This window comes from Streptomyces sp. NPDC001070 (assembly GCF_053598835.1).
This window is the reverse complement of sequence record NZ_JBSFLB010000045.1, coordinates 15,007-36,229: the sequence shown is the minus strand read 5'-3', so window position 1 is coordinate 36,229 and position 21,223 is coordinate 15,007. Positions and strand designations below refer to the sequence as shown.

The 21,223-nt window shown below is 73.3% G+C and carries 18 protein-coding genes and 2 pseudogenes; 8 read left to right on the top strand and 12 right to left on the bottom strand.

Going from position 1 to position 21,223, the window contains the following annotated elements:
- Positions 1-22 precede the first annotated feature (22 nt).
- From ACWDAS_RS36980 to ACWDAS_RS36970, 3 genes and pseudogenes are all read right to left on the bottom strand, one after another.
- Positions 23-2,629: a non-ribosomal peptide synthetase gene (locus ACWDAS_RS36980; RefSeq protein WP_450399705.1), complete on the bottom strand. Its 2,607-nt coding sequence runs from the start codon at positions 2,627-2,629 to the stop codon at positions 23-25.
- 88 nt (positions 2,630-2,717) lie between these two features.
- A pseudogene (locus tag ACWDAS_RS36975) lies at positions 2,718-3,269 on the bottom strand (DapH/DapD/GlmU-related protein); the annotation flags it as partial.
- A 111-nt stretch (positions 3,270-3,380) separates the two neighbouring features.
- Positions 3,381-3,596: pseudogene (locus tag ACWDAS_RS36970) on the bottom strand (acyl carrier protein); the annotation flags it as partial.
- Between the two features lie 340 nt (positions 3,597-3,936).
- On the opposite strand from ACWDAS_RS36970, the gene ACWDAS_RS36965 reads away from it, so the two are divergent.
- Positions 3,937-4,389, top strand: a complete 453-nt coding sequence (locus ACWDAS_RS36965; protein ID WP_450399701.1) for a hypothetical protein — start codon at positions 3,937-3,939, stop codon at positions 4,387-4,389.
- A 25-nt stretch (positions 4,390-4,414) separates the two neighbouring features.
- On the opposite strand, the gene ACWDAS_RS36960 is transcribed toward ACWDAS_RS36965, so the two are convergent.
- Positions 4,415-4,666 carry a DUF6480 family protein gene (locus ACWDAS_RS36960; RefSeq protein ID WP_450399699.1) on the bottom strand — a complete coding sequence of 84 codons (252 nt, stop codon included), beginning with the start codon at positions 4,664-4,666 and terminating at the stop codon, positions 4,415-4,417.
- 478 nt (positions 4,667-5,144) lie between these two features.
- On the opposite strand from ACWDAS_RS36960, the gene ACWDAS_RS36955 reads away from it, so the two are divergent.
- A complete protein-coding gene (locus tag ACWDAS_RS36955; protein ID WP_450399697.1) occupies positions 5,145-5,990 on the top strand; it encodes a patatin-like phospholipase family protein in 846 nt (281 codons plus the stop codon).
- 180 nt (positions 5,991-6,170) lie between these two features.
- Here ACWDAS_RS36955 and ACWDAS_RS36950 read toward each other — a convergent pair whose 3' ends face one another.
- Positions 6,171-6,902 (bottom strand): HAD-IA family hydrolase, encoded by a 732-nt coding sequence (locus tag ACWDAS_RS36950; RefSeq protein ID WP_450399695.1) that lies wholly within the window; start codon positions 6,900-6,902, stop codon positions 6,171-6,173.
- A gap of 150 nt (positions 6,903-7,052) precedes the next feature.
- Here ACWDAS_RS36950 and ACWDAS_RS36945 point away from each other — a divergent pair, with 150 nt between their 5' ends.
- Positions 7,053-7,466: a DUF6087 family protein gene (locus tag ACWDAS_RS36945; protein WP_450399693.1), complete on the top strand. Its 414-nt coding sequence runs from the start codon at positions 7,053-7,055 to the stop codon at positions 7,464-7,466.
- Between the two features lie 249 nt (positions 7,467-7,715).
- Here the strand turns inward: ACWDAS_RS36945 and ACWDAS_RS36940 are convergent, their stop codons facing one another.
- Positions 7,716-8,579, bottom strand: coding sequence for an aldo/keto reductase (locus tag ACWDAS_RS36940; protein ID WP_450399746.1), 864 nt, complete (start codon positions 8,577-8,579; stop codon positions 7,716-7,718).
- A 419-nt stretch (positions 8,580-8,998) separates the two neighbouring features.
- On the opposite strand from ACWDAS_RS36940, the gene ACWDAS_RS36935 reads away from it, so the two are divergent.
- Positions 8,999-9,931, top strand: a complete 933-nt coding sequence (locus tag ACWDAS_RS36935) for a COG4705 family protein (RefSeq protein ID WP_450399690.1) — start codon at positions 8,999-9,001, stop codon at positions 9,929-9,931.
- Here the strand turns inward: ACWDAS_RS36935 and ACWDAS_RS36930 are convergent.
- Together ACWDAS_RS36930 and ACWDAS_RS36925 are read right to left on the bottom strand one after the other, a co-directional pair.
- Entirely contained in the window at positions 9,861-10,778 is a 918-nt protein-coding gene (locus ACWDAS_RS36930; protein WP_450399689.1) for a VIT1/CCC1 transporter family protein, read from the bottom strand. The genes ACWDAS_RS36935 and ACWDAS_RS36930 overlap by 71 nt on opposite strands.
- Before the next feature lie 127 nt (positions 10,779-10,905).
- The gene (locus tag ACWDAS_RS36925) at positions 10,906-11,313 is read right to left on the bottom strand and encodes a hypothetical protein (protein ID WP_450399686.1); all 408 of its coding nucleotides are present in this window, start codon (positions 11,311-11,313) and stop codon (positions 10,906-10,908) included.
- A gap of 271 nt (positions 11,314-11,584) precedes the next feature.
- On the opposite strand from ACWDAS_RS36925, the gene ACWDAS_RS36920 reads away from it, so the two are divergent.
- Entirely contained in the window at positions 11,585-12,352 is a 768-nt protein-coding gene (locus tag ACWDAS_RS36920) for an NPP1 family protein (RefSeq protein ID WP_450399684.1), read from the top strand.
- Positions 12,353-12,437: 85 nt separating this feature from the next.
- On the opposite strand, the gene ACWDAS_RS36915 is transcribed toward ACWDAS_RS36920, so the two are convergent.
- The gene (locus tag ACWDAS_RS36915) at positions 12,438-13,295 is read right to left on the bottom strand and encodes an aldo/keto reductase (RefSeq protein WP_450399682.1); all 858 of its coding nucleotides are present in this window, start codon (positions 13,293-13,295) and stop codon (positions 12,438-12,440) included.
- A gap of 170 nt (positions 13,296-13,465) precedes the next feature.
- Between ACWDAS_RS36915 and ACWDAS_RS36910 the strand changes: the two genes are divergently transcribed.
- Together ACWDAS_RS36910 and ACWDAS_RS36905 are read left to right on the top strand one after the other, a co-directional pair.
- Positions 13,466-14,341 (top strand): LysR family transcriptional regulator, encoded by an 876-nt coding sequence (locus ACWDAS_RS36910; protein WP_450399679.1) that lies wholly within the window; start codon positions 13,466-13,468, stop codon positions 14,339-14,341.
- Positions 14,342-14,468: 127 nt separating this feature from the next.
- A complete protein-coding gene (locus tag ACWDAS_RS36905; protein ID WP_450399678.1) occupies positions 14,469-16,964 on the top strand; it encodes an ABC transporter in 2,496 nt (831 codons plus the stop codon).
- Positions 16,965-16,982: 18 nt separating this feature from the next.
- Here ACWDAS_RS36905 and ACWDAS_RS36900 read toward each other — a convergent pair whose 3' ends face one another.
- A complete protein-coding gene (locus tag ACWDAS_RS36900; protein ID WP_450399677.1) occupies positions 16,983-17,411 on the bottom strand; it encodes a TIGR03668 family PPOX class F420-dependent oxidoreductase in 429 nt (142 codons plus the stop codon).
- A gap of 30 nt (positions 17,412-17,441) precedes the next feature.
- Positions 17,442-18,266 (bottom strand): LLM class F420-dependent oxidoreductase, encoded by an 825-nt coding sequence (locus ACWDAS_RS36895; RefSeq protein ID WP_450399676.1) that lies wholly within the window; start codon positions 18,264-18,266, stop codon positions 17,442-17,444.
- A 529-nt stretch (positions 18,267-18,795) separates the two neighbouring features.
- Between ACWDAS_RS36895 and ACWDAS_RS36890 the strand changes: the two genes are divergently transcribed.
- On the top strand, positions 18,796-19,638 hold the full coding sequence (locus ACWDAS_RS36890) for an aldo/keto reductase (RefSeq protein WP_450399674.1): 843 nt from the start codon (positions 18,796-18,798) through the stop codon (positions 19,636-19,638).
- Between the two features lie 411 nt (positions 19,639-20,049).
- Here ACWDAS_RS36890 and ACWDAS_RS36885 read toward each other — a convergent pair whose 3' ends face one another.
- On the bottom strand, positions 20,050-21,129 hold the full coding sequence (locus ACWDAS_RS36885) for an LLM class oxidoreductase (RefSeq protein WP_450399671.1): 1,080 nt from the start codon (positions 21,127-21,129) through the stop codon (positions 20,050-20,052).
- Between the last annotated feature and the right edge of the window lie 94 nt (positions 21,130-21,223).

Here is a 21,223-nt window from a genome sequence, read left to right as displayed (position 1 = left end):
TGCCTCGGCTGGGGCACCAGGATCACGGCGCGGGGGCACCAGCTGTGCCCGGCCTGCCAGCGCCCGGCGTCGCCGCCGGTTGCGATCGCGGGCGCACCGGCGCCGGATCCTGCCGTCCGGTGGTCGCCTCCGGCGACCTGAGCGACCCGTTCCCGGCGGCCCCGCTCGTCTCCGGCGGGGTCTCCAGCATCGCGGCGAGGTCCGCCAGCACCGGGTGTGCGTTGACGTCGGCCGGGGTGACCTCACGGTCCAGCAGGATCGCCAGACGTACGGCGCTCAGGGAGGTGCCGCCGCGGTCGAAGAAGTGGTCGCCGCGGCCGATGCGGTGCTCGGCGATGCCCAGTACCCGCGCCCAGGCGGTGGCCAGACGGCGTTCCGCCGCCGATTCCGGGGGCTGGTGGGCGCCCGCGGTGCCCAGCCGGGCGGCGAGCGCGGCCAGGGCCTCGCGGTCGGTCTTGCCGTTGGCGGTCAACGGCAGGTGGTCCAGCCAGTGGAAGGCCGCGGGGATCATGTAGGCGGGCAGGGTCGCGGCCAGGTGCTCGCGCAGAGCGGTGCCGGACACTGCGCGGTCCCCGGTGCAGAAGGCCGCCAGCTGACTGCCGTGGTCGGTGACCACCACCGCGGCGTCACGGACTCCTTCGGCGCCGGTCAGGGTGTTCTCGATCTCGCCCGTCTCGATGCGGAAGCCGCGGATCTTGATCTGGTGGTCGGTGCGGCCGAGGAATTCCAGCTGCCCACCGGGGTGCCAGCGGCCCACGTCTCCGCTGCGGTAGAGCCACGCCCCGGGGTGGTGGGGGTCGGGCAGATAGGCCCGGCGGGTGCGTTCGGGGTCGTTGACGTACCCCCGGCCGACGCAGATCCCGGAGAACGCGATCAGGCCTGGGGCACCCAGCGGGACGGGGGCCAGATGCTCGTCGACGACGTAGACGCGGACATTGTTGACGGGCCGGCCGACGGGAACCCAGTCGGATCCCGGGGCCCGGTCCATGACGGCGTGATTGGTGTCGTCGCAGGTCTCGGTCAGCCCGTAGGCGTTGACCAGCCGCGTCCCCGGGACGGCGGCGAACCAGCGCTCGATCAGGTCCTTCTTCACCGCCTCACCGGTCACGGAGACGCATCGCAGTCCCGGCAGGCGGCGCGGACGGCGCTCCAGCGCGGCCAGCACGACGTCCAGGTGGGACGGCACGACCTGCAGAACGTTGACGCCGCCGGCGCCGATCGCCTCAAGCAGGTGGTCGGCGTCCGGCATCGCGTCCTGCTCGACGATCAGGACACGCCCGCCCACCAGCAGCGGGGCGGTCAGCTGCCACAGGGAGATGTCGAAGCACTGCGGGGCGGTCTGGGCGACGACGTGCCCCCGCTCGATCCCGAGGTCGTCGACCTTGGCGTAGAGGTGATTGAGGAAACCGGCGTGCTCACACATCGCGCCCTTGGGCTCCCCGGTGGAGCCGGAGGTGAAGTACAGATACGCCAGCTGGTCGCCGGCGACGGGGACGCCGGGATCGGAGTGCGGGCGCTCCTCCGCGCAGGCCTCCTCGACGAACACGGCCGTGATACCGGGCAGCGCGGCGAGGGCCCGGTCCAGGGCGGCGGTACTGCCGCGTTCGGTGAGCACGGTGGTGCAGGCGGAACGGGTGAGGACGGCGGTGATCCGGGCGGTCGGCAGGTGCGGGTCGACGGGCAGGTACGCGCCGCCGGCCTTGAGGACGGCCAGCACGGCGGCCAGCCAGTCCAGGTTCCGTTCGGTGACCACCGCGACCACGTCCTCGGCCTGCAGCCCCCGGGCCAGCAACGTGTGGGCCAAGCGGTTGGCGCGGGCGTTGAGCTCCCGGTACGTCCACTCCCGGCCGGCGTGCACCGCCGCGACCGCGTGCGGGTGCCGTGCCGCCTGCTCCTGGAAGAGCTCGTGGAATCGCCGGTCGGGCAGCCTGCGCCGGGGCCCGGCCATCCCGTCCAGCTGCAGCCTGGTCTCCTCCGCCGCCAGCAGGCTCTGCCGGGCGTGCTCCGCGTCCACGTCGGAGGTGATCAAGGTGAGGGCGGTCAGGTGGTACCCGGCGATCCTCGCGGCCGCCTGCTCGTCCAGCACCTCGGTGCGGTAGCCGACCTCGAGGGCCAGCCGGCCGTCGCGGGGGCACAGGCTCACCCGCAGCACCGTGGCCCCGACCGGTTCGCCGCCCGCGCCGGTGGGGTCGTAGACCGTCTCGAACAGCGGCCCGGACACGCCCAGCTCCCGGCTCAGGTCGTCGACCGGGTAGTCCTGGAAGGCCAGCACCTGCGCCTCCACCCGGTGCGTGGCCAGCAGCAGCCCGCGCCAGGTGGTGGCGGCCGCCGACAGACGGCACGGCAGCACCGTCCCGCCCTCCGTGGCGTACCCGGTCACCACCTCCGCCTCGCCGGACAGCGCGGCCAGCACCTTGGCGTGCGCGGTCAGCAGTACCGACGCCATCGGTACGCCCAGCCGGTACGCCAGCCGCCGCACCGCCGCCGTCAGATCGTCCGGCAACGGCACCCGGTGCACGGCGGAACCCGGTGGTGACGACCGGCACGTCCAGCGCGGGATCGAGGTGATCCCGCCGGTGGTCACCATGGAGTGCCAGAACCTGCGGCCGGTGTGCGCGTGCATGTCCATCGGATCTTCCCTTCTTGTGCGGCGCGGGCCGGAACCGGTCCCGCCGGACGTCTTCGTGAGGTGGCGTCAGTTCGTGAAGCGGCGTGGCTCAGGGGCTCGGCGGCGGGGTGGCGTGGGGCATGTCCCGGTCCGGATTGCCGCCCCAGGCGGCGTGGGCGGGCACGTCCTCCCCCTTCGTCAGGAAGGAGTCCGGCGCCAGTACCGCGTGGTCGCCGAGGGTCACGCCGTAGTGGACGAAGGCGCCGGCCCCGAGGGTGCAGCCGGCCCCCAGCGTGGTGCGGTCGGACTTGAAGGCACCGTCCTCCTGGGAGTGGCACTGGATCACCGTGCCCGCGTTCAGGGTGCACTCGTCGCCGATGGCCACCAGCGACCGCTCGGGCGGGAAGCAGCCGTCGTCGAAGACCCGGCGCCCGACGCGTGCGCCCAGCAGCCGCAGCAGCAGGGGCTTGAAGGGGGTTCCGCCGAACCACTTGAGGTAGTCGGGCGAGGCCAGCTTCCAGTAGCGCTCGTGCCGCCGGAACTCGGGCTGGTGGATCGAGCAGTACAGCGGCCGGAGCGGACGGAAGCCGGTCGCGGCGCGCTCGGCCAGCGCGAACCAGCCGGCCAGGAAGATCGCCACTTGCAGGACCCCGCAGAGCACGAACCAACCGGCCCCCCGCGCCGCCCCGGCGGGAGGACCGTCGTCAGGTGGGGCCTGGGACACGGCCGATGGAGCGGGCATGGTGCGGCCGGCCAGCCCGGCGGCCAGGGCCGCCGCCGTGGGATACCGGTAGACGTCCTTCATGGAGACCGCGGGCAGCTCCGGCCGCTTGCGCACCCGGGCGCAGAACTGCGCCATGAGCAGCGAATCGGCCCCCAGATCGTAGAAGAAGTCGGCATCGGCCGGGACGGCGGCGGAGCCGGCGGCCGGCTCGCCGATCGGGCCGGCCGGCACGGCGGTCAGGACATCGGACCTCTTTCCGGGCATGGTGGCGCTCCCTCGCGGACGGTGTCGTCAGGGCGCCTGACCGTGGACCTGGCGGCGCTGCCCTCCAGTAGGCACCGGTGCCACCGGCTTGTCCTGCCCCGGCAATTCGGTACTTGACGCCCGCGCGCGCGTCCCGATAATCCGCCCGCCCGGCCCCTGCGCCCTCCCGGCCCCTACCGTCGACTCCGAAAACCGTCAAGTCATGAATTCCTGTGACATGACAGCATCGCGCCGACGGGAGTCACTGGAGACACGACACCGGCCACCCCTCGGGGACGCGCCCCGGGGCCCGCGGCCGGTACGCCAGGGCCGCCGTCCGGGCACCGCGAAGGGAGACACCGTGCCCCGGCCCTGCACGGTCTCGCCCACCCCGGCGGTGGAGTACCCCGCTCAGGACCTGCCGGAGGAGCTCGCGCGCTCCCTCCGGCCCCGGCTGGAGGAGATCGAGGAGCGCTTCGGCGACTGGTACACCGAGTTCGCCAGCGCCCTGCAGAACAAGGTCGGCGGCTACCCGGCCTGGACGCAGCCGCCGAACTGGCCGCGGTGCGCCGCGGGCCACAGCATGGAGCACCTGCTGAGCGTCACCGGGGAGCCCGCCTACGGCCGCTGGCTCCCGGTCGACGAGCATCGCGCGGGCGTCACCGGCGCGGCGCTGTGGGAGTCCCCGGCGGACGACGCCGTCGTGGACGCCATCGGTCCGGACATGGTCATGGGCGACGCGGGAGGCATATACGTCTTCCTGTGCCGCCAGTGCCCCGACCTGCCGTACGCGCACCGCTACGACTGCCACTGAGCGGTGCACGGCCGGCCGTGTCGGGTCAGAGCGTCAGAATCCTGCCGAACATCCCGATGGCGATCAGGAGCGTCACAGCGAAGATCGCCACCAGCGCGACCACTTCCCAGGCCCTCGGGACGTCCGGCGGCTCGGGGTAGGAGATACCCGCGGTGGTGCTCTCCTCGCAGGGCGGCGTCGGGGTGGGCGGCACCCTGTCGCGGTGCGGGCGCAGTGCCGGTGCGGGCCGGGGCGCGGGGCCGGTGGTGGGCCCGGGACGGATCAGTGTGTCAAACATGCTCACCACTCCGGACGTTGCCGTGGCCGCGGACACGGAACCCGGTCCGCACGCTGTCGCGTCGGGCGGCGGCAGCCGGCGCGCTCCGGTTCCGTATCTCGAACCACGGACGACCCCGCTGTCCACTACCCGGGTGATTCATCCTATATCGGCATGAATCCATCCACTACCAGAGGAATCGCCCTCACGGCAACCGCATGACGCCAGGCGTGAGCGAGGCGGCACGGATCGTGATCGCCGTGGACGACGTCACGGCCGGGGGCGGACTCGGCGAGTCCACCGGCCCGCCGCCGTTCCCGGCGGGTGCGAGCCGGGGCGGGGCGTTGTTCCGTGGAGCGGGTCACCGGCCGGCCGGGCGGTCAACCGGCCCTCCGCGCACCCCCGTTGGCAGGACATGTCCCCGAGTCGTGCCTGTGGACGGCTTGGGAGAGGATGAGGCGAGGATTGACGGGGACATCGGCACGGGAGAGGACGGAAGATGACCGAGGCGCTGGTGCTCGGCGGCGGGGGCGTCGCCGGGATCGCCTGGATCACCGGACTGCTGGCGGGCCTCGCGGACGCGGGTCGGGACGTCACAGGCGCCGAGGTACTCGTCGGGACGTCCGCGGGATCGACGGTCGCGGCACAGCTGGGCAGCGGGCTGTCGCTGGAGGAGCTCTACGCCCGGCAGACCGAGCCGGAGCTGCAGTCGGCCGAGATCATGGCCGACGTGGACCTGGCGAACTTCGGCGCGCGGATCGCCGACGTGCTGCGGGACGCGGCCACCGTCCCCGACATGCGGCGCGCGGTCGGCCGGTACGCACTCGACGCCGAGACCGTGTCGGAGGCGGAACGGCGCAGGGTGATCGAGTCCCGCTTGCCGTCGCTTGACTGGCCCACGTCGCGTGCGCTTCGGATCGTCGTCGTGGACGCGGAGACGGGGCAGCCACGGCTCCTCGACAGCGCCTCGGGGGTGAACCTGGTCGACGCGGTCGCGGCGAGCTGCGCCGTACCGGGTGTGTGGCCCCCCGCCACGATCGACGGGCGCCGCTACGTCGACGGCGGGGTGCGGTCGACCGCGAACGCCGACTACGCCGCCGGTGCGTCGCGGGTGCTGGTGATCGTTCCGATGGGGGCCGCGGAGCTCTTCCCCAGCGAGAAGCCGCTGGAGCGGGCCGTGCAGGAGCTGCGGGCGGCGGGCGCCGAGGTGGCGGTCATCGACCCCGACGAGGCGTCGCTGGCGGCGATCGGCACGAACCCGCTCGACCCGTCCACGCGCCGTCCCGCCGCCGAGGCCGGGCGCGCGCAGGGGCGCGGGCTGAAGATCGCGTGGAACCGGGACTGACGGCCGGGGGCCGACGTCCCGCGCGCCGGGCGGCCCTACCTGGTCGGCACGGGTGTTCCGTGAGGGTCCACGGCCCGTAGGTCCGAGGATCCGGCCGCGACCGCACCGAACGCAGGCGATGCGACGGCACCTGATGGGAAGTCCACCATCACCGGCGCCCGTTCCCGCCCGCGGACGGCCTCATGGTGAGGTGATGCCGACGAGCCGGAGCACCGCGTCCAGCCCTCGCCGCGCGCCGGGGGCGGCGCCGGCCGGCAGCACGTAGGAGCGCAGGCCCGCGCCGGCCGCGCCGCCGTCCTTGGCCGGATGATCGCCGACCATCAGGGTCCGGACCGGGTCGACGTCCAGCTCGCGGCAGGCGTGCCCGAACAGGACCGGGTCGGGTTTCTCGGTGTCGTACGCGTAGGAGTGCACCCATGCCGAGAAGTAGTGGTCGAGCCGGTGATGGGCGAAGGTCGTCCGCAGATCCCAGCCGACGTCGCTCACGACGCCCATCGCGACACCCGCACCCCGCAATGCCCGCAGGGTGGCCTCGGTGTCCGCGTACGGCACCCAGTGCTCGGGCGCCTGCAGTTGCTCGTAGAGCGCCCCGGCGTACGGCGCCAGCTCGGGTACCGAGGCGTACCAGGTCGTGAAGGCGTGGCGATGCGCCTTGGAGGACACGTCCCGGCCCAGCTGCGCCTGGATCACCCCGGGGTCGGCGAGCCCCGCCTCCAGCCCGTCCAGCAGCCGGTCCATCTCCGCCTCGTCCACGGGACGTTCGAGGGCCGCCCGGATGCGGTCCGCGTACGAGGCGATCTGGAACAGCGTCCCGGAGAAGTCGAAGAGCACGGCGCGCACCGGCGCGGGCTCCCGGGCGGCAGTTGTGGCACGCAAGGGCCCTTCGGGGCCGCAGACGGGAAGACGAGTCATCCGATCTTCCTATCGTGCGTCCTGCAGGGGCCGCCAGACCCGCCGCGGCTGGTGTGCGCCGGAACGCGTCATCGGCAACGCGGCGTTGGAGCCGCCCGGAACCCGGCCCTGGTGGTGGCATGCCGGGCGGCGGTGGTCCATCCTGACGGGATGGACGACGAACCCTTGGAGCGGTGGGTGCGACGCCGCGAGGAGGAGCAGGAACGCAAGGTCGGCCGCCTCCGCGTCAGCACGCTCGCCTCGGGGACCCCCCGGGGTTCCCACGTGGATCCGGACGCACCGCGTCTCGTCTCGCGATGGGACGGATACGCGTGGCAGCCCGTCTCGGTGGTCCCCGACCTGGCCGAGACCCGGGCTCTCCTGTACGGGGCCCGGCACGCCGACCAAGGCCCTCCGCGATGGAAGGCCTCGGGACGGCTCATCAGGGAGAGGTCCGCCGGGCAGCGCCCCACCACGCCAGGAGGCGACAGGCGCAAGGCGCGGCTGCGGGAACTGCTCGATGGCCAGGACGGCTTCGGACACGCGAGTCGCGAGGAGTCGGAGGGTCCGACGGACGGCCCCTGAGCGGCGGGCCCTTGCAGGTAGTTCCGGGCGCCCCGCCCTCCTGCACCGCCGCGGCGCGGGGAACCTACCGACCTCAGGGCCGCCATGCCCGCACCCGTGGGACGGGGCAGCGGACGACCGTGGGCGGCCGGGCCGTTCCCATGAGCTTCTGGAACAGGCCGCTGCACGCGATGACGGACGCCTTCGCCGCAGCCGGCTTCCGGATCTCCGCCGTCAACGAGCCCCGGCCTGTCCCGGCCGCCTCGCGCGTCAGACCGCCGCCGTCAGCGCGTCGTACTGCTCGTCGGTGAGCCTGATGCCCGCGGCGGCGATGTTGTTCTCCAGGTGGGCGACCTTGGACGTGCCCGGGATCGGCAGCATGACCGGCGACCGGCGCAGCAGCCACGCGAGGGCGAGCTGGGACGGGTAGGCGCCGTGCTCGGCGGCGACACGGTCCAAGGGGCCGCCATTCCTTGCCAGTTCGCCGGTGGCGAGGGGGAACCAGGGGATGAAGCCCATGCCGTGCTGCTCGGCATAGGCGAGCACGTCCTCGGAGCTGCGGTCGGCGAGGTTGTAGCGGTTCTGGACGGAGACGATGGCGGCCGTCCGGGAGGCCTCCTCGATCTGGGCCGCGCTCACCTCGCTCAGCCCGATGTGCCGGATCTTGCCCTCCGCCTGCATGGCCGCGAGTTCACCGACCTGGTCCGCGATGGGGACCTCCGGATCGACGCGGTGCAGCTGGAGCAGATCGATCCTCTCCACCCCCAGATGGCGCAGGCTCAGCTCGACCTGCTGCCGCAGGTACGCGGGCCGCCCGACCGGGACCCACTCGCCCGGGCCGGGCCGCGCGAAGCCGGCCTTCGTGGCGATCACCAGGTCCGGCGGATACGGGTGGAGGGCCTTGCGCATGAGCTGCTCCGCGACGAAGGGTCCGTAGGAGTCCGCGGTGTCCATGAAGGTGACGCCCAGTGCCACGGCGCGCCGCAGGACCCGTACGGCCTCGTCCGGGTCCTGCGGGTCGCCCCACACGCCCTCGCCGGTGAGCTGCATCGTCCCGTATCCCAGCCGGTGGACGGGCAGGTCGCCGCCGAGGGCGAAAGTGCCGGAGTCGTGAGCGGTGACGTCCTCGCTCATGGATGTCACGGAATGCCTCCCTGTGGCGTGCCGACGGACGACTGCTCACCAGCTTCGGCGCATCCGCCGCTCCCCCGCGCGGCGGACTACGCCGACCGGCCCCGCCCGCGGCTCCTCGGCTGCGGATCAGGGACGCGCTACGTCGCGCCACCGCGCGCCCGCCGCACTCCTCGCCTAGACTCCAGCCGACCGTCTACATGCGAGTAGACGTACGCCTGCGGGGCGGCCGTCACGTGCCGCCCGCTCCCCCGGTGAGGGTCACCTTGATGCCTCTGTCCACGCCCGCGGCAGCGAGCCCCGTCGCGGTCCGTCCGCGGCTCATAGCGGGCTGAGGCGCGCGGGCCGGGCCCGGATCAGGTGCCCGCGCCTTGTGACGGCCGGCCGCGCGCGGCTTGTGCCGCGCACCGGGACATTCCTTGATGACAGCCCGTCGCGGCGTGCTCCGCGCCGGAGGCACGGAGATGGAGACGGAGATGCCGCAGACCCTGGACCAAGAAGACCAAGAACCCACCGAGAGCACGGGACGCTTCGCGCCGAGCAAGTTGCCGGAGGTCGCCCTGGCCTTCTGGATCATGAAGATCGCGGCGACGACCCTCGGCGAGACGGCCGGTGACCTGTTCGCCCAGACCCTCGGGATCGGATACTTCCTCACCACCGTCGCGCTGTTCCTGATCTTCCTGGTCACCCTGGCCGTCCAGCTCAGGTCCAGGCGCTACAACCCCTTCTTCTACTGGACCGTCATCCTGTCCACCAGCATGGCCGGCACCACGATGTCGGACTTCATGAACCGTGATGCCAGCGCCAAGTACCTCGCCCACGGGGCGACATCACTCGGATGGGGGCCACAGGGACTGGGGCTGGGCTATCCGGCCGGTGCCGCGATCCTGGTCTCCCTGCTGATCGCGATCTTCATCGCCTGGAGCCTCACCGGGCTGCCCTTCGCCCTCCGCGACATCGGCACGCTCCGCGCCGAGGCCCTGTTCTGGTCGGCGATCCTGGTCTCGAACACCCTCGGCACGTCCATGGGCGACTTCCTCTCCGACAGCTCCGGACTCGGCTACGCCGGGGGCGCCCTCCTCATCAGCGGACTGCTCGCGGCGCTGCTCGCCCTCAGGTATGTCCCGGCCGTGCCGAACGTGCTGCTGTTCTGGATCGCCTTCGTGCTCACCCGCCCCCTCGGCGCCACCGCGGGCGACTTCCTCACCAAACCCACCGCCAAGGGCGGCCTCGACCTCGGAACGGCGGGCTCGTCGGCGGTGCTGCTCGCGATCCTGATCGGGTTCATGGCCCACGCCCACCTCCGGGAGCGCAGGAGCGGGCCGCGGGGCGGGCGGCCCGCCCAGGCGTCGTAGGGGCGCGCCGGGCGGCCCGGCGCGGGCGGTCGCGCCGGGCGCCCGCGGGTCGGCTCACCGCCTGCCCGCCCAGGGCTCCCAGGGCGTAGGTCACCGCCGACGCGGCGGCGACGACGAGCAGTTGTCGCGCCGCGGTCCAGGCGGCCTTGCGCGGTCCCGAGCCGGAGCCGAGCACGGCGCCGACGAGAAGCGAGGCGAGGGCCGTCACGGCCGCGGACACCGCCACCGCGGCGGTGCCGGGGGTGAAGAACCACGGCACCAGCGGTACGAAGGCGCCGACCGCGAACAGCAGCAGCGAGCTGACGGCCGCCACCATGGGCGAACCGGCCTCCTGGGCGCTGACGCCGAAGAGGATGCGCAGCGTGGTCTGCCGGGTCGTGCGCTTGGCCGCGACGATACCCCGGCTGGCCCGGACCGCCGTCTCGGTGTCCAGACCGCGGTCGCGCATGCGCCGTGTCATGTGCGCCGGCACCACCGGCGGCGAACGCGTCCACGCCCGGTGCAGCGCGTCCTCCATGCCGTCGGCGATCTCCCGCTGGCCGCGTACGGAGACCCACTCCCCCGCGGCCATGGACAGCGCTCCGGCGAGCAGGCTAGCGAGGCCGGTCAGCCGCGCGGTCCCGGGACCGGCGCTCGCCCCCGCGATGCCGAGGATCAGGCAGAGGTTGGTGACCAGGCCGTCGTTGACGCCCAGCACGGCGGCCCGGATGCCGCCGCCGGCCACGCGGTGCGCCGTGCGGGCGAGCGCCGCGAGTTCCGCCTCCGCGGCGGCGTCCCTCTCCGCGCTGCGCCGGGCCGGGTCCCAGCGCGGCGCGAGCACCGACCAGTCCGGGCCCGCCGACGCCATGCACAGCCTCCTCGCAGCCTCCTCGCCGCTCGTCGCACCAGGCTGCGGTCGCCCCCGGTGCGGGCGGCGATCCATCGGCGGGGCGTTGTGTCGGGACGCGTCTCCGGGGAGCCGCGGCCCGGGGCCGTCAGCCGACCGCCTCCCTGAGGCTGCCGTGGCCCGTGGCGGCCGCGATCGACGCGCGCACCTTCGGGCAGGTCCGCTGTGACGCGTCGTCGAAGTCCGCCGCCGTGCGCGGCTGCTGGTCCGGGTGCTTCTCGATCCAGGCGGCCAGGTCGATCGTCGGCGCGGCCCGCGCCCCGGCCTCGGAGCCGGCGCTCTTCACCTTCGGCTCCTCCTCGGTCAGGAACGCGCAGAACGCCGCGCCGTCGACCGGGTTCCCGTCCTGAGCCGGCGCCTTGGCCGCCGCGCTCCGTGACGCGCTCGCGCCCGGCCTCGACGCACCGGACGGCGATCCGCCGGGCGAGTCGTGGCCCCGACCGCCGGCGCACGCGGTCAGCAGCGGCAACAGGGCCACGGGTACTGCGTACTTCATGTCGTTCCCCCCTCGCCGGGACGCCCCCACGACGTCCGCGGGCGCAATCCGACAAGATCCGGTCACCCGTTTCCCCGGTACGGAGGAGATCGGTACGCCGTGGCGGCAGACCCCGGAAGACGGCGCCGAAGTGGCCTGCTCCCACAATTGGTTGACGCTTCATCAACGAGCCGCCTAGAGGCGCTCGACGTGTCGCCGAGGTTCGGCCAGGATGAGCCGAGCATGTCAATCAGGCCGTGTCTCCCCCACCGCGGTCGACCAGGAGGAAGCAGTGAAGAGAAGCTCGCGTACCGGCAGGGTATCGGCAGTCTTCGGCAGTGCGGTCGCGCTGGTGATCGCCCTTCCGGGTACGGCGTTCGCCGCCCCGCCCCCCGCCCTGCCCGCCAACGCGGACGGCATGGAGCAGACGTTCCAGCCGGCGTTCGACTACGACACGGACGGCTGCTACCCCACTCCCGCCATCGGCCCCGACGGCTCCGTCAACCCGGGCCTGAACCCGACCGGCGCCCTCAACGGCAACTGCCGCGACCAGTCGGACCTGGACAACACCAACGGGTACGCGCGCTACAAGTGCAACAACGGCTGGTGCGCCATCATTTACGGCCTCTACTTCGAGAAGGACCAGGCCATCCCGGGCATCAGCCTCGGCGGGCACCGGCACGACTGGGAGCACGTCGTCGTCTGGGTGCAGAACGACCAGCCCCAGTACGTCTCCACTTCGGCCCACGGCAACTTCAACATCTACAGCCGCGACCAGATCCGCTGGGACGGCACCCACCCGAAGGTCGTCTACCACAAGGACGGCGCGAGCACGCACTGCTTCCGCCCGGCCAACGCCAACGACGAGCCGCCGGAGAACCACTACCACGGCTGGCAGTTCCCCGACCTGATCGGCTGGAACGGCTACCCCGCGGGCCTGCGCGACAAGCTCAGCCAGGCCGACTTCGGCAGCGCGGTCTTCGGCCTGAAGGACGGCAACTTCAACTCCCACCTGGCGAAAGCCGAGCCCGCGGGCATCCCGTTCGACCCGAACGCCTGACCCGCGCGGCGGAACGGGGCGGCGCGCCGCCCCGCCCCGTTCCGTACGGCACGCGTTTGCGACCGCGACCGCGACGCTCAACGCGTCAGACGGCGTCCAGTTCAGCGAGCTCCTCGGCCGTGAGCACGAGCTCCGCGGCGGCCGCCGAGTCGCGGATCGTCTCCGGACGGCTGGAGCCCGGGATCGGGATCACGACCGGCGACTTGGCGAGCATCCACGCCAGGCACACGCGCTGCGCGCTGACGCCGTGGGCCTCGGCCACCCGGGCGAACGGCGCATAGGCCGAGCCGAGTTCGCGGGCCTGGGAGATGCCGCCGAGCGGGCTCCAGGGGAGGAAGGCGATGCCGAGCTCGTCACACAGCTGCAGCTCCGGCTCGCTGGAGCGGAAGGCCGGGGAGAACTGGTTCTGCACGGAGACCAGGCGGCCGCCGAGGATCTCGCCGGCCTGCCGGATCTGGTCCGGGTTCGCGTTGGAGATGCCCGCCATGCGGATCTTGCCCTCGTCGAGCAGATCGCGCACCGCGCCGACCGACTCGGCGTACGGCACCTTGGGGTCGGGGCGGTGGAACTGGTAGAGGCCGATCGCCTCCACGCCCAGGCGGCGCAGGGAGTCCTCGCAGGCCTGCCTGATGTGCTCGGGCGAACCGTCCAGCGTCCAGAGGCCGTCGCCGGGGCGCAGATGTCCGCCCTTCGTGGCGACCAGGACCTCGGAGCCGCGCTCGTGCGAGGCGAGGGCCTTGGCGATGAGGATCTCGTTGTGGCCGACGTCGTCGGCGTTCAGGTGGTACGCGTCCGCGGTGTCGATCAGCGTCACGCCGGCGTCGAGCGCGGCGTGGATGGTGTCGATGGACCGTGCCTCGTCCGGCCGGCCCTCGATCGACATGGGCATGCCGCCCAGGCCGATCGCGCTGACCTCGGTGTCCCCGATGCGGCGAGTGTGCATGTGTCCGTGGCCTTTCTCGACTTGCGTCTCAGCTCTTGCGCACTGATGGGCGTGCCGGCGCGGCCGGAAGATGCCGCAGCCGCGCGGGCACAGGGTCAAGCCTCGCCGGACCTGCACCCACACGTCCAATAGAAGAAAACGAACGCATTCAGGAGCTAGGCTTCTGAATCATGGAGCTACGGCATCTGGAGTACTTCGTCGCGGTCGCGGAGGAGCACCACTTCACACGCGCCGCCGAGCGGCTGATGATCTCCCAGTCCGGCCTGTCCGCCTCCGTCCGCGCCCTGGAGCAGGAACTGGGGACCCCGCTCTTCGTGCGCAGCACCCGAAGCGTGGAGCTGACCGCGGCCGGCCGGGCCCTGCTGTGCGAGGCCTCCCGCGCCCTGGCCAGCGTACGGGCCGCCAAGGAGGCGGTGGCGGCGGTGCAGGGCCTGATGCGCGGAGTGCTCACGATCGGCACCGAGCAGTGCCTGGCCGGGGTGGACGTGCCGGCGCTGCTGGCCCGCTTCCGCGCCCAGCACCCGGGCGTCGAGGTCCGGCTGCGGCAGGCCGGATCGGCGGCGCTGGTGCAGGACATCACCGGCGGCCGGCTCGACGTGGCGTTCACCGCCCTGAGCGGCGAGGCGCCGGAGGGGGTGCGGCTGAAGCCGATCACCCGGGCCCCGATGGTCCTGCTGTGCCACCCGGAGCACCGGCTGGCCGGTGCGGGCACGGCGGACTGGGCGGACCTCGGCGGCGAGGTGTTCGTGGACTTCCATCCCGACTGGGGGGCGCGCGGGCTGACCGACCGGGCCTTCGCGGCGAACCGCGTGCAGCGCCGCGTCGCCCTGGAGGTCAACGACGTGCACAGCCTGATCGACCTGGTCCACCACGGGCTCGGCATCGCCGTCGTGCCGCAGCCGATCGCCCGCAAGGAGCACGCCGCGGGGCTCCGCACGGTCGGCCTGGTGGGCGCCGAGGACCATCTGTGGGAGGTGTCGGCCGCCCTGCCCCAGGAGGACCGGGTCAGTCCCGCCGCCCGCAAGCTGCTGTCCTACCTGCCGTGACGCCGGCCGATCGGCCCGCGCCCGGGGCGGTGCCGTGGACCTGCGGACGTGCGGTGGCGAGCGCAGACTGTTGCGCGGGGCGCGGCGCCGCGCGCCCGTTCCGTACCGCTGTGCCGTCCGGAGGGGCATGAACAGCTCGGCCCACGACCCCTACGTCCGCGTGCGCGGCGCCCGCGAGCACAATCTGCGGAACATCGACGTGGACATCCCGCGGGACGCGCTGGCGGTGTTCACGGGGGTGTCCGGCTCGGGCAAGTCCTCGCTGGCCTTCGGCACGATCTACGCGGAGGCCCAGCGGCGCTACTTCGAGTCCGTCGCCCCGTACGCCCGCCGGCTCATCCACCAGGTGGGCGCGCCGGCGGTCGACGACGTCCTGGGGCTGCCCCCCGCGGTCGCCCTGGAGCAACGCCGCGGTGCGGGCACCTCGCGCTCCTACGTCGGCACCGTGACCACCTTGTCCAACACGCTGCGGATGCTCTTCTCCCGCGCGGGCCGCTACCCCGAGGACGCGGAACGTGTGGACTCCGACGCCTTCTCCCCCAACACGGCCGCGGGCGCGTGCCCGGTCTGCCACGGCCTGGGCCGGGTGCACCGGGCCACCGAGGAGCTGATGGTCCCCGATCCGTCGCTCAGCATCCGGGACGGCGCGATCGCCGCCTGGCCGGGGGCATGGCACGGCAAGAACCTGCGGGACGTCACGCGGACCCTCGGGTACGACATCGACCGGCCCTGGCGCGAACTGCCGCGGAAGGACCGGGAGTGGATCCTGTTCACCGACGAGCAGCCCGTGGTGACCGTGCACCCGGTGCGGGAGGCCGGCCGCATCCAGCGTCCGTACCAGGGCACCTTCCAAAGTGCCCGGCGCCATGTGATGCACACGTTCGCCGACTCCAAGAGCCCCGCGCTGCGGGCCCGCGCGGAGCGGTTCCTGGAGAGCTCGGTCTGCCCGGCCTGCGGCGGCAGCCGGCTCCGCCCCGAATCGCTGGCCGTCACCTTCGCCGGCCGGAACATCGCCGAGCTCAACGCGATGCAGCTCGCACGGCTCGCCGAGGTGCTGCGGCCCGCCGCACGGGGGGCGGTGGACGATCTGCCCGAGGGCCCGGAACGGCGGATCGCCACGACGCTGTGCGCGGACCTCGTCGCCCGGATCGAGGTGATCGCCGAACTCGGGCTGGGCTATCTGAGCCTGGACCGCACGACGCCGACCCTCTCCCCCGGCGAGCTCCAGCGCCTGCGCCTGGCCACGCAGTTGCGGTCGGGTCTGTTCGGGGTGGTGTACGTGCTGGACGAGCCGTCGGCCGGGCTGCACCCGGCCGACAGCGAGGCGCTGCTGACCGTGCTGGTGCGGCTGCGCGAGGCGGGGAACTCGGTGTTCGTCGTCGAGCACGACATGGACGTGGTGCGCAGGGCCGACTGGGTCGTCGACGTCGGGCCCCTCGCGGGCGAGCTCGGCGGCCGGGTGCTGTACAGCGGCCCGGTGGAGGGGCTGGAGTCGGTCGCCGAGTCCGCCACCCGCCGATTCCTGTTCGCCGCCGGGCCCGACGCGGCGGCCGGGCGCAGTGCGCGCGAGCCGTCCGCGTGGCTGGGTCTGCGCGGCATCACGCGGCACAATCTGCGGGGTCTTGACGTCGAGCTGCCGCTCGGGGTGTTCACGGCGATCACCGGGGTGTCGGGTTCGGGGAAGTCGACGCTGGTCGGCGTGCTCGCGGGGGTGCTGACGGGGCATCTGGGCCCGGCGGACACCGCGGGCGGCACGAGGGAGGACGGCGACGGCGACGAGTGGGACGGCGCCGGGGCCGGGGCGGCGTCCGGTGTCGTGGCGCACGGGCTGGAGACCGTGGATCGCCTGGTGCAGGTGGACCAGAAGCCCATCGGCCGTACCCCGCGGTCCAATCTCGCCACGTACACCGGGCTGTTCGACTCCGTACGCAAGCTCTTCGCGGCCACCGACGACGCGCGGCGGCACGGCTACAAGGCGGGGCGGTTCTCCTTCAACGTCGCGGGCGGCCGCTGCGAGACCTGCCAGGGCGAGGGTTTCGTCGCCGTCGAACTGCTCTTCCTGCCGGGTACGTACGCGCCCTGCCCGACCTGCCACGGGGACCGCTACGACGAGGAGACGCTGAGCGTCCGTTACCGCGGCCGGAACGTCGCCGAGGTGCTGGGCATGACCGTGGACGCGGCGGCGGACTTCTTCGCCGACGTCCCGTCGGTGGCGCGGAGCCTGCGCACGCTTCAGGAGGTGGGGCTGGGTTACCTGCGGCTGGGGCAGCCCGCCACCGAGCTGTCGGGCGGTGAGGCGCAGCGCATCAAGCTCGCGTCGGAGCTGCAGCGGGGGCGCCGCGGGCACACCGTGTATCTGCTGGACGAGCCCACGACGGGGCTGCACCCGGCCGATGTGGAGCTGCTGATGCGGCAGTTGCACGGGCTGGTCGACGCGGGTCACTCGGTGCTCGTGGTCGAGCACGAGATGGGCGTGGTGGCCGGTGCCGACTGGGTGATCGACCTGGGCCCGGGCGGTGGTGACGCGGGAGGCGAGGTCGTCGCCGCCGGGCGTCCCGCGCAGATCGCCCGGGCGCCGGGCAGCCGTACGGCCGGCTACCTGGCGCGCCGCCTCACCGGCTGAACCCGGCCGGTCGCGGCCTCACGCGGCGCGCCAGCCGCTCCATCGCAGCACCGAGACCTCCACCACGGGCCCGTCGGGCCGGCGGTGGGCGTACTGCCCGTACTTGGCCGTGAGCAGGGCGACGTGGCGCGCCGCCGCGGCGGAGCGGTCCGCGGGCGGGAGCACGCGGGCCTCGCCGTCGGCCCTGGCCCACCACAGGAGGTCCCAGTCCTCGTCGTAGTGGTCGACGAGCAGGCACAGGGACGGGTTGGCGGCGATGTTGGCGAGGCGTTTGAGCCGTGTCGTCCGTTTGGGCTTGTGGTCGACGGCCAGCGCGATCGTGTCGCCGTCCACGGCGAACACCACCGGCACCAGGTGCGGGTGGCCGGTCGCGTCGGCCGTGGCGAGGCGGGCGACGCGCGCGGCGGCGAAACGCTCCCTCGCCTCGGTGCTCGTCAAAGAGGGCATCGCGCCCCTGTCGTCCGCGGGCGGCGGGGGTCAGCGGAACCGGTCGGTTAGTCCGGCGAGCCGGTCCAGGTGCTCCAGCGTCTCCTTCTCCGGCACCGTCGGCAGTTGGAACAGCACGCGCTCGACCCCGAGGCGCTGGTAGCCCTCGAGCTGTTCGGGGCCGCCGCGGACCCCGTACACCGTCACCGGCACGTCGCGTCCGGCGACCTCGCGCAGCCGCTCGATCTGCGGGCGGAGGGCGTCCGGCGAGGCGCCGAGGGCCAGCCAGCCGTCGCCGAGCCGGGCGACCCGCGGGAACGCGCCCTCGCCGCCGCCGACGTAGATCGGCGGATGGGGCCGCTGCACCGGCTTGGGCCAGGCGAAGACGGGGTCGAAGTCGACGAACCGGCCGTGGAACTCGGCCTGGTCCGAGGTCCACAACTCACGCATCGCGCGCAGCCGTTCGTCGGTGAGCAGGCCGCGCGTGGCGGGGTCGGCGCCGTGGTTCCGCATCTCCTCGCGGTTCCAGCCGATGCCGACGCCGAAGACGGCGCGTCCGTCGGAGACCAGGTCGAGGGAGGCCACCTCCTTGGCCGTGAGGATGGGGTCGCGGTGCGGGATCAGCGCGATCCCGGTGCCCAGGAGCAGGCGCCGGGTGACGGCGGCGATCACGGACAGGGCGACGAAGGGGTCGAGCGTGCGGTAGTACATCTCCGGGAGCTCGCCGCCACCCGGATAGGGGGACTCCCGCTTCACGGGGATGTGGCTGTGCTCGGCGATGAACAGCGACTCGAACGCGCGTTCCTCCAGGGCGGTTCCGAGCGGGGCGGGGCGGATGCCCTGGTCGGTGATGAAGGTCGAGATCCCGATTTTCACGACGGCTCCGTGGGGCGGTTGCGGCAGGGAACGGATGGCACCGATGTGCTGCCTACCCGTCCCGGGTGGTCGTGTGCCCACGACCACCCGGGAGGAGCAGCACGGCCGGCCGCCGAGGAGGTGCCCCCGCCGCCGGCCGCCACAGGCCGCGCGGACGCGGGCCGCGCGGCCGCGGACGCCCGCGTACGGCGGTGGAGCCCGACGGCCGGAGGCGCCGCGGTCAACACGGAGGACCGGGTGCCCACCACGAGCCCGATGAGCAGGGCGGGGGCGAAGTCGGCGAGGGAGTCCTCCCCCGCCCCGCGCGGCGGCTCGACGCACCCGTCAAGGTCGTACCGGCACCGCACACGGTGGCGGTGCGCGGCGCCGCCGGCCTCCTCGGAGCCGCCCGCCTCCATCCCTCGTTCACCGGGCACGTCCGCGCACCGACGCGCGGGCACGGGTACGGGTACCAGTAGCGCCCATCGAGTTGCACGACCGGATCCGCGGTGATGGCCTGAAAGGGTGACGGTCTGCCGGGGAGGCAGGGATGGCGACAGCGTCGATGCGGACGATCCGGCTCTCCTCCAGGGACATCCCGGCCCTCGGGCAGGGCACCTGGTACCTCGGTGAGGACCCGGGCCGGCGGCGCGAGGAGATCGCTGCGCTGCGGCTGGGTCTGGACCTGGGCATGACGGTCGTCGACACCGCCGAGATGTACGGCGACGGCGCCGCGGAGGAACTGGTCGGGGAAGCCATCGCGGGGCACCGTGCCGAGGTGTTCCTGATCAGCAAGGTGCTGCCGGACCACGCCGACCGCCACGGCACCGTCGCCGCCTGCGAGGCGAGCCTGCGGCGGCTCGGTACGGACATCCTGGACCTGTACCTGCTGCACTGGCGGGGGCGGCACCCGCTGGAGGAGACCGCCACCGGGTTCACCGAGCTGATGGCCGCAGGCAAGATCCGCACCTGGGGGGTGAGCAACCTGGACGCCGGGGACATGGCCGAACTGACCTCCCTGCCCGGCGGGTCGGCGGTGGCGGTGGACCAGGTGCTCTACAACCTCACCCGGCGCGGCATCGAGTGGGACCTGCTCCCCTGGTGCCGGCGCAATCGTGTGGGCGTGATGGCGTACTCCCCCGTCGAACAGGGCCGGCTGCTGCGTGCCGCACCGCTGCGGGCCGTGGCCGAAAGCCTGGGTGCCACCCCGGCCCAGGTGGCCCTGGCATGGGTGCTGGAGCAGGGCGCGGCGGCGATCCCCCGCTCCGGGCGGCCGGAGCACGTCCGCGAGAACCGCGCGGCCGCGGACCTCAGGCTCCCTCCGGAGTCCCTGGCCGCGCTCGACGCCGCGTTCCCGCCGCCGAGCCGGCCCGTGCCGCTGGAGGTGCTGTGAGTCCCGCGGAACGAGGTGCGCAGGCCTGCGCGCCCGGTTCGGAGCGGTGTCGATGTGGGTGACGTCCAGGTCACGGACGCCCACGTGGCGCGGGTCGGCGACCTGACGCTGCGCTTCGGGGCTCTGGAGATCGCCGGTGCCGCCGGGCCTCACCCTGATGGGGTGCACGGCGGAACCGGGCTCCCCCTCCCAGGAGGCTCTCCGGCTGATGGCCGGCTGGACCGCGACCTGGCAGGACACGACCGTCCCTCGCGGCAGCGATTCAACGACGCCCTCGGCCTCGCCCCGGGCCGGATAGAACCGCAGCGGCCGGTTGGAGCCGGTTGCCGGCCACCCGGGAGGCACTGTTGCAGGCGCCGGGGGCACCGCCGTCCGGGGGGTCTGACCCGGGCACCACGGCGCGCGCGGCTCTCAGTCCCCGGATCCCACCGCGGAGCGCGGCCTCCCCCGCTCGTGAAGGCTCCCGGGCGGGAAGTGCGGCAGCACATGCTCGGCCAGTTCCTCGATCACCTCCGCGACGGGGCGGCGGCTGTGCTTGAAGTTGATCATCAGCTGGTCGATGCCGATGCCCTCCCAGGCCCGCAGCATCTCCAGGAAGCTCTGGCGGCCGACCGTGAAGCCCTGGTGGATGCGGCGGGGCGGCGCCAGCGGATTGCTGCTCAGATCCAGATAAGTGGCCTGGGCATAGGGCTTGAATCCGCGTGGGCTCTGACCGTCGGTCAGCCTGCGCCACAGCCGGATGTTCTCCGCCTGCTGCTGGAAGGGCGGCGTGTAGTACAGCCAGCCGTCGGTATTGGCGGCGATCCACTCGACGTCCTGCCTGCCGTGCCCCGTCATCAGGACCGGGATGCGCTCGTGCACCGGCTTGGGCACGACGTCGGTCCCGTGCATCCGGCCCAGGGGTGAGGCGACTTCGGGGAAACGGTGCTCCAGGACGGCGTGGAAGTACGTCAGCGACTGCCGGAACCTCTCGGCACGGGTGCCGGCGTCCTGCCCGAACGCGGGGAACTCGACGAGCCGGTCACCGGTGGCGATGCCGAGCAGGAACCGCCCCCCGGAAAGCTGGTCGACCGAGGCGGCCGCCTTGGCGGTGTGCAGCGGGTGGCGCAACGGCAGCACGATGCTCGACGTGCCGAGGGTGATCGACGTGGTGTGGGCGGCGAGGTGGCCGAGGTAGACCCAGGGGTCGAAGACCTGACCGGTGTCGCCGAAGCGGGGATCGAGCAGCGGCACGTCACGCACCCACACGGAGGCGAAGCCGGCCTGCTCGGCCTGCCGGATCAACGCGACGTGCCCGGCCAGGGACGGCACCGGACCGCCGAAGCCCTCCAGCGGTGTGATGACCCCCAGCGTCATCCTCCCGCCGGGAAACGCCCTCGCCATGGCCGCGTGTTCGGAGACGGGCCGCTGCGCCAGGCCCTCGACGTCCACGGGCTCGTCGACGTCCACGGGCTCCTCGTCGCGCGCCGGTGTCGGTGTCGGTTCGCCCATGAGAGCCTCCGTCCCTGGCCCGACGGCTGAGTCCGGACTCGACGTGCCGTGTGCTTCGCCGTGGGCCCGGGCCCGGGAGCCGTCTCCCGGCGCA

Bases quoted from the DNA above. Each gene is read 5' to 3' on its own strand.
- ACWDAS_RS36980 (WP_450399705.1), bottom strand. From the start codon at position 2,629: ATGGACATGCACGCGCACACCGGCCGCAGGTTCTGGCACTCCATGGTG.
- ACWDAS_RS36960 (WP_450399699.1), bottom strand. From the start codon at position 4,666: ATGTTTGACACACTGATCCGTCCCGGGCCCACCACCGGCCCCGCGCCC.
- ACWDAS_RS36955 (WP_450399697.1), top strand. From the start codon at position 5,145: ATGACCGAGGCGCTGGTGCTCGGCGGCGGGGGCGTCGCCGGGATCGCC.
- ACWDAS_RS36950 (WP_450399695.1), bottom strand. From the start codon at position 6,902: ATGACTCGTCTTCCCGTCTGCGGCCCCGAAGGGCCCTTGCGTGCCACA.
- ACWDAS_RS36945 (WP_450399693.1), top strand. From the start codon at position 7,053: ATGGACGACGAACCCTTGGAGCGGTGGGTGCGACGCCGCGAGGAGGAG.
- ACWDAS_RS36940 (WP_450399746.1), bottom strand. From the start codon at position 8,579: ATGAGCGAGGACGTCACCGCTCACGACTCCGGCACTTTCGCCCTCGGC.
- ACWDAS_RS36935 (WP_450399690.1), top strand. From the start codon at position 8,999: ATGACAGCCCGTCGCGGCGTGCTCCGCGCCGGAGGCACGGAGATGGAG.
- ACWDAS_RS36930 (WP_450399689.1), bottom strand. From the start codon at position 10,778: ATGGCGTCGGCGGGCCCGGACTGGTCGGTGCTCGCGCCGCGCTGGGAC.
- ACWDAS_RS36925 (WP_450399686.1), bottom strand. From the start codon at position 11,313: ATGAAGTACGCAGTACCCGTGGCCCTGTTGCCGCTGCTGACCGCGTGC.
- ACWDAS_RS36915 (WP_450399682.1), bottom strand. From the start codon at position 13,295: ATGCACACTCGCCGCATCGGGGACACCGAGGTCAGCGCGATCGGCCTG.
- ACWDAS_RS36910 (WP_450399679.1), top strand. From the start codon at position 13,466: ATGGAGCTACGGCATCTGGAGTACTTCGTCGCGGTCGCGGAGGAGCAC.
- ACWDAS_RS36905 (WP_450399678.1), top strand. From the start codon at position 14,469: ATGAACAGCTCGGCCCACGACCCCTACGTCCGCGTGCGCGGCGCCCGC.
- ACWDAS_RS36900 (WP_450399677.1), bottom strand. From the start codon at position 17,411: ATGCCCTCTTTGACGAGCACCGAGGCGAGGGAGCGTTTCGCCGCCGCG.
- ACWDAS_RS36890 (WP_450399674.1), top strand. From the start codon at position 18,796: ATGGCGACAGCGTCGATGCGGACGATCCGGCTCTCCTCCAGGGACATC.
- ACWDAS_RS36885 (WP_450399671.1), bottom strand. From the start codon at position 21,129: ATGGGCGAACCGACACCGACACCGGCGCGCGACGAGGAGCCCGTGGAC.